Here is a 9,633-nt window from a genome sequence, read left to right on the forward strand (position 1 = left end):
GGGCAAAATCAAATGCCCGGCTATACCAACGGCTAAAACGTTTTTCACTCATATCACTGTAACGGTTCATATTTCTATAGGTTGCCTTGCCTTGAAATACGATTAATGTCGTCAACAATGCGGCTATAAATGTGCGTTGAGGTTTATTAACGTTGGACATTGAGCGTAAAACCGTTTTTACTATGCTTTCCAAAGATAGATTCCTGTGACAATACGACGTTGATAACCGCATTCTCGCAGTTTCTATCTTTGGTACAACCTACGACTCTCAGCCAAAAAGTGTCCACAGTATTGTAATTTATTAGTGTCTTTAATTGTTTTTTTGCTTGCGAGGTCCTCGAGAATTTTGTTGCTGTAGTGCAGCAGCTTCTTCCGCAAGTTTTTCTGCTCGTTTTATGGCGGTTAAAACAGCATCTATCCACTGGCTTACATACTTTAAAATTCGTTTATCCAGCGTCTTGTCATAACCCACACTAATTAAGAGACGTTGCCGATAACTAGGGTTTTCTGCTTTAAGGCTGGCTGCTTTTCGAAGTTGTGCCCATCTGGAGTAGTGAGGGGTTCTTTTTACTTCAAGATCTAATACTGGAATTTTTTGTTTATCTAAAGGTTCAATTGAGGTCGATGTAGGGGACCAATTGTTAGGTTTACAGTCAATCAATATTATTCCAGTGTAGTCATTAGGGTGATTAGCTAAGTGGGATAGTAAAAAAGAACAGCTACTCCCAATTGCCAGTAAAAATACTTTGTCGGTCGTTTTTTCTTGAGCAAACTGATGTGCACTTTTCATTAATTCCTTGACTGTGTCTGAGTATTTCTCCTGCATTGAGGGGGTTACTTGAAACACGGGTAAATGCTTATCAAGCTCTGCTTTTTTACTATCTGGATTAACATTATCATCTTTGTTGTCTGGTTTAGGCTGATTGTTATTTGGTGTATTTTGCTGCTTTTCATTATCAGTGGGGTTGGTTTTTTTATTGTTGTTAGACATTTGGTTTTCTTTTTCTTGTCCAGCTTGAGCATTTACATTATTTGTTTGAGCATCGGCTGAGGATGTTTCTTTGGCTTCCATGATGGCTATAGATGGTGAGGGTGGAGTAATAGCAAGAGTGCTCCAACCTCTTAATGGCAGCTGCTGCCGGAGCTTATGCATATACTTGGGCCAATCGGCATGATTGCCTTGCTCGGCAAGGAGAATGACTGTTCCTTTTAATGAACCTGAACGCTCATCTTGCCACAGTCCATATGCAGAGTCCTTTTCTAGGCTGAGTGTTACCAATTGGTCACTAGTGTAAAGTTGTTGCAGTGCTTGTTGGCTTCTACTTATAAAGTCACTAGCAAGTACTCTATCTTGCTTTGTCGGAGTTGTACTTTCCTGTGCGGTAGAGCTTGTTGATTCAGCTAAGGTGTTTTGCTCTTTTGACACAGAGCCAGAAGGTTGATTGGCTGCGTTAGCTTCTTGTGCAGCCCTTACGGGAAAACAGCAAATCAGTAGAACAATAATGCAGAGAATGATTGAGTCGTTATGACGCATGGTACGTTGGGTCCTGATTGAGAGTCGTTACAACGTTGCTCCTTTTGAATATGCGCTGGAGGAAGTATATCCTCAGCGTTTATTGAGCTAGCCCTACTGAAAGCATAGATAAGTTCAGCTAAAATGCGCTCAACCTGAATGAAGAGGCGGTGATAATGAAAGACTACTTGATAGCACCCAGTATTTTATCGGCAGACTTTGCGCGCTTGGGTGAAGAGGTGGATGCGGTTTTAGCGGCTGGAGCAGATATTGTTCATTTTGATGTAATGGATAACCATTTTGTACCAAATTTAACAGTTGGCCCATTGGTATGTCAGGCACTAAGAAACTATGGGGTAACTGCTGATATTGATGTTCACCTAATGGTAAAGCCGGTTGACCGTATTATTGGTGACTTTGTTGAAGCTGGCGCCACATATATTACGTTTCATCCAGAAGCATCAGAACATATTGACCGATCTCTCCAGCTTATTAAGTCAAGTGGTGCTAAATCAGGGTTAGTATTTAATCCAGCAACCCCGTTAGATGTGCTGGAATATGTGCTTGATAAAGTGGATATGGTATTAATCATGTCTGTAAACCCTGGGTTTGGCGGTCAAAAATTCATTCCACAAGCACTTAAGAAAATTCAACGTGCTAGAAGCATCATTGATGAAAGCGGTTTACCTATTCGCTTGGAGGTTGATGGTGGTGTGAATGTAGATAATATTGCGCAGATAGCGGCTGCGGGTGCGGATACTTTTGTTGCGGGATCAGCCATTTTTGGTAAAGACGACTATCGAGCAGTTATTGAGCAAATGCGTGCTAATTTGGCGGAGATAAGTTAATGGCGGTCATTGCATTCCCAGCATTACCAAATCCTGAATTGGTGTTGTTTGATTTGGATGGGACATTGGTTGACAGCATTCCTGACTTAACCAGTGCTGTTGATGCCATGCTTATGACGCTGGGGCTTGAGCCTGCAGGTCAGGCTCAGGTGAGCCATTGGGTAGGTAATGGAGCACCCAAGCTTGTAGAGCGAGCTATACAGGCTATGTCGGCTGAGTCGCTGACAGAAGCACGCTTAACACAAGCTAATCAGCTATTTAATGAACACTATCAATACCACAATGGTGAGCAGGCCTGTGTTTATCAAGGTGTTTTAGCTTTTTTGCAGCATTTGCATCAGCAAAATATCAGTATGGGGATTGTGACCAATAAACCTAGCCAGTTTACTGAGCAGTTGTTAGAGCGGTTAAATTTGGCGCACTTTTTTAATTTGGTGCTGAGTGGTGACAGCCTTCCCGAGAAGAAACCAAGCCCTGAACCATTACTGCATGCTATGGATTTCTTTGCAAAAGGCCCTCAAGATACGTTAATGGTAGGTGATTCCATTAATGATGTGAAAGCAGCCAGATCGGCTAATGTTTCTGTGGTTGCAGTTAGCTATGGATACAATCATGGAGAGCAGATCGATACGGCAAACCCCGATAAAGTGGTAGACTCCCTTGCAGAGCTTTTATGCTGAAACCTTTTCGATGGGGTTAACTGCTTAGATAGCGTTGATAAAAATTACTGTGATTAAGATAACCATTGGTTGCTCTATACGTTTTACTTAAGTTGATGTTATGTGAAGCCGATGGTTATTGTTTGAGTTTCAGTGATTTATTATTTAGCATCGTTAACTTAGTACTAGAAAGATTAAGTGAGTAACTGAAAAGGCCTTAAAACAATAAGCCTGTTATTTAGGAAAACAGTAGGGGAATAAACTGTGATAATGTTAGCTTTTACAAAGCAATATATGAGTCTTTCACAACGACCTCTAATGGCCAGTTGGCGATGGTGGCGTTGGTCTTGGTGATAGTAAAACAAAGGAAATTTCTAATGACTCAATATTGTTTAGGTAAAACGCATGACACACGAGCAGTTTTTACAGCTAGCCGAACAAGGCTACAATCGTATTCCAGTTACCCGTGAGCTTTTAGCTGATCTTGATACTCCGCTTAGCACCTACCTTAAATTGGCAGATCTGGCGTATACCTACCTTTTAGAATCTGTTCATGGCGGCGAAAAGTGGGGACGTTACTCCATCATTGGACTGTCCTGTCGCACGGTTATTAAAGTCTTTGGTCATCAGGTCATTATTGAAGAACAAGGTACTGTTTTAGAAAGTCTAACGGTTGATGACCCTTTGACGTTTATTGAGACCTACTTTCAACGTTTTAACGTTTATGAGCCTGATGATTTACCTCGCTTCAATGGTGGTTTGGTTGGGTATTTTAGCTATGATGCTATCCGTTATATAGAGTCTAAACTTGCAAACTCTTGCCCTAAGGATGAATTACATACTCCAGATATACTATTAATGGTGTCTGATGATGTTGTTGTTTTTGACAACTTATCTGGAAAAATTTTGTTGGTCACCCATGTTGATCCTCATGAGACGGATGCTTATCAAAAGTCTCAGGTAAAGTTAGGCCAGCTGGTTGCCAGGATGCGTAGGGAGTCAGTCAATGCACCACACGCAGCAGGTAGTGCGCCACTTTCAGAAACTGACTTTGTTTCCTCATATGGGCAAGAGGCCTTTCAGGAGGACGTTAATAAAATAAAAGACTACATAATGGCAGGAGATGCCATGCAAGTGGTTTTATCGCAGCAAATGCAGGCCCCTTTTTCTGATCCGCCGATAAACTTGTATCGTGCGCTGCGATGCTTAAATCCTTCCCCTTACATGTATTACTTTAACCTGCAGGATTTTTATGTCGTGGGCTCTTCACCAGAAATCCTCGCTCGAGTTGAAGATGGTGAGGTTGTAGTGCGTCCTATCGCGGGTACTCGACCACGGGGAAAAAATCCAGAAGAAGATGTAGCTTTAGAAAAAGATTTATTGGCTGATCCAAAAGAATTAGCCGAACATTTAATGCTGATTGATTTGGGACGGAATGATATAGGTCGTGTTGCGAAAACGGGTACAGTTACTGTATCTGATCAGATGGTTATCGAACGATATTCCCATGTCATGCATATTGTCTCTAATGTGACAGCACAGCTTAAAGATAACCTCACAGCAATGGATGTGTTGAAGGCAACCCTGCCTGCTGGAACACTCAGTGGTGCACCCAAAGTCAGGGCGATGGAAATTATTGATCAGCTAGAGCCGGTTAAACGTGGCATTTATGGTGGTGCTGTGGGTTATATTTCCTGGAGTGGCAATATGGATACGGCTATTGCGATTCGAACAGCAGTCATTAAGCAAAATACCCTGTACATTCAGGCAGGGGCTGGTGTGGTGGCTGACTCACAGCCTGAAATGGAGTGGCAGGAAACGCTCAACAAAGGACGAGCAGTTATGCGTGCAGCCATGCTTGCTCAAACAGAGTTAGATCTTCCTTAGCCGAAATAAGCTAGCACCATTACCACAGTCAGTATTTTGAGGGGTAAATACCATAGTGAGTTAGAAGTGATGCATTAACTACAAGTAGCTCACTTCAAAGCACTCTGTTTGGTATTTTTCCTCTGGAGGTAGCCATGTTATTAATGATTGATAATTACGATTCCTTTACTTACAACATTGTTCAGTATCTAGCTGAATTGAATGCAGATGTTGAAGTGCACCGCAACGACGAAATTGATCTTGCTAAGATTCAAGCGCTTTCGCCTTCTCATATTGTTATTTCACCAGGTCCTTGTACGCCGAATGAGGCAGGTATTTCACTTGCTGTTATTGAAGCATTTGCAGGAAAAATCCCAATTTTAGGGGTATGCCTTGGTCATCAGAGTATTGGTCAAGTCTTTGGGGGACGAGTAGTAAGAGCTAAAGAAGTCATGCATGGCAAGACATCTCCTGTTAAGCACAACTCTCTTGGCGTTTTTTCTGGTTTGCAGAATCCGTTACAGGCAACACGCTATCATTCGCTTGTGTTGGAGCAGTCAACACTTCCTGACTGCTTTGAGGTTACTGCATGGACTGAGTTAGCTGATGGCTCTGTGGATGAAATAATGGGGATCAGGCATAAGTCTCTGGCTGTCGAAGGGGTACAATTTCACCCTGAGTCGATTTTAACAGAGCAGGGGCATGATTTACTGGCTAACTTTTTGCGGCAAAGCTGCTAAGTAGAGGGGGGAGTGTCAATGAATATAAAACAAGCCATAGCACATGTGGTTGATGGGCATGACTTAACGACCCAGCAGATGCACAAAGTCATGACAGAGGTGATGACCGGACAGGCAACAGATGCACAAATTTCGGGTTTGCTTGTTGGTTTGAGAATGAAAGGTGAAATTGTTGATGAGCTGGTGGGTGCAGCAGAAGTCATGCGCTCGCTTGTTCAGCCTGTCCATCTTGATCTCCCAGATCTCATTGATACTTGTGGGACTGGCGGAGATGGTTCAAACATATTTAATGTTTCAACAGCCGCAGCATTTGTAGTCGCAGCTGTTGGTGGGCATGTTGCTAAGCATGGAAATCGCTCTGTTTCAAGTAAGACAGGTAGTGCTGATGTTCTTGAAGCTGCTGGGATTAAATTGGATTTAACCCCAGATCAAGTTGCTCGATCAATTGAGCATGTTGGCGTTGGCTTTATGTTTGCGCCAGCCCACCACAGTGCAATGAAGTACGCAGTTGGCCCTAGGAAAGAGCTTGGTGTAAGAACACTGTTTAATCTGGTAGGCCCTTTAGTTAATCCAGCCGCTGTGAAGCGACAGGTGATGGGGGTGTTTGCTCGGCAGTGGGTTAAACCAGTGGCGACTGTTTTGCAAAGGTTAGGCTCAGAGCATGTTATGGTGGTACATGCTGAAGATGGTCTGGATGAGGTGAGTATTGCTGCAGACACCTGGGTAGCTGAGCTAAAAAATGGCGAGATTCATGAGTATAGGTTAAGCCCAGAGCAATTTTCTATTAAAAGGCAGTCACTGTCAGGGCTTAAAGTGGACTCAGCTGAAAACAGTATTGAATTAATTCGTGATGCACTTGGTAAACAAACAACAGAAAATTCAGCTAAAGCAGCTGATATGATTGCAATAAATGCTGGTGCCGCAATTTATGTAACTGGTTTGGCAAGCAATATTGAGCAGGGCGTGGCCATGGCGCAAGATGCAGTTGCCAGTGGTTTGGCCAAAGAAAAAATCAGCGAACTAGCAAGTTTCACACGATATGCCACTCAAGTGGATGAATAACAACGATTAAAGAAGCTGTCTTAATGAATACTCCAACAGTACTTAAAAGAATTTTGCAACGAAAGCAAGAAGAAGTCAGCTTGCGCAAACAATCTGTTTCATTGTCTACGTTGCAGGCTAGAATAATTGATTTGCCTGAGGTAAGGGGATTTGCTTCAGCGATCGAGCTGCAGTTGAGCAAGAAAAAAGCAGCGATTATTGCAGAAATTAAGAAGGCTTCCCCTAGTAAGGGAGTGATTCGTGAGGACTTTCAGCCAGCTGAGCATGCTGCTGACTATCAGCAATATGGTGCTACCTGTTTGTCAGTGCTTACAGATAAAGATTTTTTTCAAGGGGATGAGGTTTATCTGAAGCAGGCTCGTGAGGCATGTAAGATTCCTGTGTTGCGTAAGGATTTTATTATTGACGCTTATCAGGTTATAGAGTCTAGATACGTAGGCGCTGACTGTATTTTGTTGATTGCTGCTGCATTGTCACGCCAACAGCTTGTTGATTTTTCGCATGAAGCCATTGAGTTAGGCTTGGATGTTTTAGTTGAAGTACATAATGAAGCAGAGTTGGAAATGGCCCTGGATTTACCAACACCTCTGCTAGGTATTAATAATCGTGATCTGCATACATTTGATGTTTCTCTAGACACAACGCTGCGGTTGTTGCCTGCTATACCAGAAAGCAAGATTGTGGTTACTGAGAGTGGAATTTTAACATCAGCTGATGTTGAAAAGATGACTGCTAATAATGTTTGGACATTTCTAGTGGGGGAAGCCTTTATGCGTCAGCAAAATCCAGGTAAAGAGTTAGCTGCTTTATTTGACGGCTATTTATAAAATAATGAAAACAAAAAAGGCGAATTAAATTCGCCTTTTTTGTTGAACGCCTATCTATAAAACGGGTTGGGGTATTAACGAGTTCCAAATACCACCATTGTTTTTCCTTTAACGGAAACTAGCCCTTGCTCTTCCAATGTTTTCAATACACGTCCAACCATTTCTCTTGAACAGCCAACGATTCGACCAATTTCCTGACGGGTGATTTTAATTTGCATGCCATCAGGGTGGGTCATAGCATCTGGCTCTTTACACAGGTCAAGTAGTGTGCGAGCAACGCGACCAGTAACATCTAGGAATGCGAGGTCACCAACTTTGCGGGTTGTATTGCGCAGGCGGTTAGCCATTTGCTTACCAAGCGCAAAGAGAATTTCAGGGTCTTCTTCACAAAACTCTTTGAATTTGCTGTAGCTAATTTCAGCTACTTCACATTCAGTTTTTGCTCTTACCCAAGCGCTACGAGAGCCTTCTTCATCGTCAAGGAATAATCCCATCTCGCCAAAGAAATCTCCAGCATTCAGATAAGCGATAATGATATCGCGACCATCATCATCTTCGATTAAAATTGTGACTGAACCCTTCACAATATAGTAAAGGGAGTCGCTGCTGTCGCCGGCATAAATAATTGTGCTTTTAGCACTATAACGGCGACGATGACATAGAGACAAAAATTTGTCTAAGTCTTTAATTTTGGGTGTAGGTGTAGTAATAGCAACCATAAACAGGGTCCAACAACTTATGTTAATAACATCCTATTATTTTTAGTTTTCATTATGACCCTAAAATTCCCTTTATTCTAGCTAGTCAATTGGTTAAGTGCTTAAACTATGATGCCTGTCCATTTTTTTAGAGTCAGACAGCTAATTTAAACGTGAAAACATTCGCAATAAAATAATAAGGATTCAAAAACTATGTTAGTCTTCATCTCTCGTTATTAACTATACAAGATAGCTCGTTGAGTAATAATTATGCAAGCACGTGTTAAATGGATTGAAAATGCTATGTTTCTTGGAGAGTCAGGTACTGGTCATACAGTAGTGATGGAAGGCTCTCCTGATGAAGGTGGGCGTGAGCTTGGTATTCGTCCAATGGAGATGTTGCTGTTAGGGATGGGAGGGTGTTCTTCAATTGATGTGATTTCTATTTTAAAGAAGGCGCGTCAGCAAGTCATTGACTGTTATGTGGAAATTAGTGCTGAACGGGTAGATACAGTTCCAGCTACATTTAAAAAAATACATTTGCATTTTGTTATAACGGGGAAAAATCTTAAAGAGTCGCATATTGAGCGTGCAGTAAATTTGTCTGCAGAAAAATATTGCTCCGCATCAATTATGTTAGGACGAGCGGGCGTTGAAATAAGTCATGATTATAAGGTATGTGAACAGGAATAATGTATGACTACATTATTAGAAAAACCAAAAAAAACTGCAGGTTTACGTCACGTTGCGTTGTTCGTTAAAGATTTGGCTGCATGTGAACATTTTTATGTCAATTTATTGGGTATGATAGTTGAGTGGCGACCTGACAGTGAAAATGTTTTTTTAACATCAGGTAATGATAATCTTGCGCTTCATAAGCGCCATACTGAAATTGATAAGTCACAACAAAGGCTCGATCATATCGGTTTTATTATCGATGAAATAGAACAAGTTGATGTATGGTATGAATTTCTTCGTAAGCAAAATATTGTGATGTTATCTGAGCCTCGTACTCACCGTGATGGCGCCAGAAGCTTTTATTGTCTTGACCCTGACGGTACGACTGTCCAGATGATTTATCATCCGCCTATTTCTAAAGGTAAGTAAACACTTGTTTACATGCTTTGTGCTAATCATTACCCCAGCGGAACTTTTTTTACTGCTGGGGCTATGTACAGGACAAAACTTTCAGGGAGTGCCGAAATACTGCCAGGTTAACACTTCCTTCTACTAGTACCCTGTGTAAGTAATCAAGCCCTAGACGAAATAAACTTTTCGGTTTTCGGCCATGCTTTTTAAGCTTCAGTGGCTTAAGACTATTTTGCCATATACCCAATTTGAATGACCATGCTAATGCCAAAGCACAAACAAAAAATAGCTTTTCGAGACGATCTAGTTCCTGTAAATGCGTGCTTTCTAA

At 41.8% G+C, this 9,633-nt stretch carries 11 protein-coding genes and 1 pseudogene; 8 read left to right on the plus strand and 4 right to left on the minus strand.

Going from position 1 to position 9,633, the window contains the following annotated elements; all coding sequences use genetic code 11:
* The coding region (locus F607_RS0121780) for a hypothetical protein (protein WP_027709764.1) at window positions 1-193 on the minus strand (193 nt) is incomplete at its 3' end.
* Between the two features lie 117 nt (window positions 194-310).
* Window positions 311-1,534, minus strand: coding sequence for a DUF3530 family protein (locus F607_RS0121785; protein ID WP_027709765.1), 1,224 nt, complete (start codon window positions 1,532-1,534; stop codon window positions 311-313).
* Between the two features lie 155 nt (window positions 1,535-1,689).
* Here F607_RS0121785 and rpe point away from each other — a divergent pair, with 155 nt between their 5' ends.
* From rpe to trpC, 6 genes are all read left to right on the plus strand, one after another.
* A complete protein-coding gene (gene rpe / locus F607_RS0121790) occupies window positions 1,690-2,361 on the plus strand; it encodes a ribulose-phosphate 3-epimerase (RefSeq protein WP_027709766.1) in 672 nt (223 codons plus the stop codon).
* The gene (locus F607_RS0121795; protein WP_027709767.1) at window positions 2,361-3,041 is read left to right on the plus strand and encodes a phosphoglycolate phosphatase; all 681 of its coding nucleotides are present in this window, start codon (window positions 2,361-2,363) and stop codon (window positions 3,039-3,041) included. The genes rpe and F607_RS0121795 overlap by 1 nt, the downstream gene beginning before the upstream one ends.
* A 384-nt stretch (window positions 3,042-3,425) precedes the next feature.
* Window positions 3,426-4,907: an anthranilate synthase component I gene (trpE, locus tag F607_RS0121800; protein WP_027709768.1), complete on the plus strand. Its 1,482-nt coding sequence runs from the start codon at window positions 3,426-3,428 to the stop codon at window positions 4,905-4,907.
* 134 nt (window positions 4,908-5,041) lie between these two features.
* Entirely contained in the window at window positions 5,042-5,626 is a 585-nt protein-coding gene (locus F607_RS0121805) for an aminodeoxychorismate/anthranilate synthase component II (protein WP_027709769.1), read from the plus strand.
* A gap of 18 nt (window positions 5,627-5,644) precedes the next feature.
* Window positions 5,645-6,688 carry an anthranilate phosphoribosyltransferase gene (gene trpD / locus F607_RS0121810; RefSeq protein WP_027709770.1) on the plus strand — a complete coding sequence of 348 codons (1,044 nt, stop codon included), beginning with the start codon at window positions 5,645-5,647 and terminating at the stop codon, window positions 6,686-6,688.
* A gap of 23 nt (window positions 6,689-6,711) precedes the next feature.
* A complete protein-coding gene (trpC, locus tag F607_RS0121815) occupies window positions 6,712-7,515 on the plus strand; it encodes an indole-3-glycerol phosphate synthase TrpC (RefSeq protein WP_027709771.1) in 804 nt (267 codons plus the stop codon).
* 74 nt (window positions 7,516-7,589) lie between these two features.
* On the opposite strand, the gene crp is transcribed toward trpC, so the two are convergent.
* Window positions 7,590-8,234 carry a cAMP-activated global transcriptional regulator CRP gene (gene crp / locus F607_RS0121820; protein WP_027709772.1) on the minus strand — a complete coding sequence of 215 codons (645 nt, stop codon included), beginning with the start codon at window positions 8,232-8,234 and terminating at the stop codon, window positions 7,590-7,592.
* A 249-nt stretch (window positions 8,235-8,483) separates the two neighbouring features.
* Here crp and F607_RS0121825 point away from each other — a divergent pair, with 249 nt between their 5' ends.
* Window positions 8,484-8,906: an OsmC family protein gene (locus F607_RS0121825; protein ID WP_027709773.1), complete on the plus strand. Its 423-nt coding sequence runs from the start codon at window positions 8,484-8,486 to the stop codon at window positions 8,904-8,906.
* A gap of 3 nt (window positions 8,907-8,909) precedes the next feature.
* Window positions 8,910-9,320 (plus strand): VOC family protein, encoded by a 411-nt coding sequence (locus F607_RS0121830; protein WP_027709774.1) that lies wholly within the window; start codon window positions 8,910-8,912, stop codon window positions 9,318-9,320.
* Between the two features lie 61 nt (window positions 9,321-9,381).
* On the opposite strand, the pseudogene F607_RS35280 reads toward F607_RS0121830, so the two are convergent.
* A pseudogene (locus tag F607_RS35280) lies at window positions 9,382-9,633 on the minus strand (IS4 family transposase); the annotation flags it as partial.

The sequence above is a fragment of the Zooshikella ganghwensis DSM 15267 genome (assembly GCF_000428585.1).
GTDB lineage: Bacteria > Pseudomonadota > Gammaproteobacteria > Pseudomonadales > Zooshikellaceae > Zooshikella > Zooshikella ganghwensis.

Excerpts from the sequence above, each read along its gene's own strand:
- F607_RS0121825 (WP_027709773.1), top strand. The coding sequence starts at position 8,484 with ATGCAAGCACGTGTTAAATGGATTGAAAATGCTATGTTTCTTGGAGAG.
- F607_RS0121830 (WP_027709774.1), top strand. The coding sequence starts at position 8,910 with ATGACTACATTATTAGAAAAACCAAAAAAAACTGCAGGTTTACGTCAC.
- F607_RS0121785 (WP_027709765.1), bottom strand. The coding sequence starts at position 1,534 with ATGCGTCATAACGACTCAATCATTCTCTGCATTATTGTTCTACTGATT.
- F607_RS0121795 (WP_027709767.1), top strand. The coding sequence starts at position 2,361 with ATGGCGGTCATTGCATTCCCAGCATTACCAAATCCTGAATTGGTGTTG.
- F607_RS0121805 (WP_027709769.1), top strand. The coding sequence starts at position 5,042 with ATGTTATTAATGATTGATAATTACGATTCCTTTACTTACAACATTGTT.
- trpE (WP_027709768.1), top strand. The coding sequence starts at position 3,426 with ATGACACACGAGCAGTTTTTACAGCTAGCCGAACAAGGCTACAATCGT.
- trpD (WP_027709770.1), top strand. The coding sequence starts at position 5,645 with ATGAATATAAAACAAGCCATAGCACATGTGGTTGATGGGCATGACTTA.
- crp (WP_027709772.1), bottom strand. The coding sequence starts at position 8,234 with ATGGTTGCTATTACTACACCTACACCCAAAATTAAAGACTTAGACAAA.
- trpC (WP_027709771.1), top strand. The coding sequence starts at position 6,712 with ATGAATACTCCAACAGTACTTAAAAGAATTTTGCAACGAAAGCAAGAA.
- rpe (WP_027709766.1), top strand. The coding sequence starts at position 1,690 with ATGAAAGACTACTTGATAGCACCCAGTATTTTATCGGCAGACTTTGCG.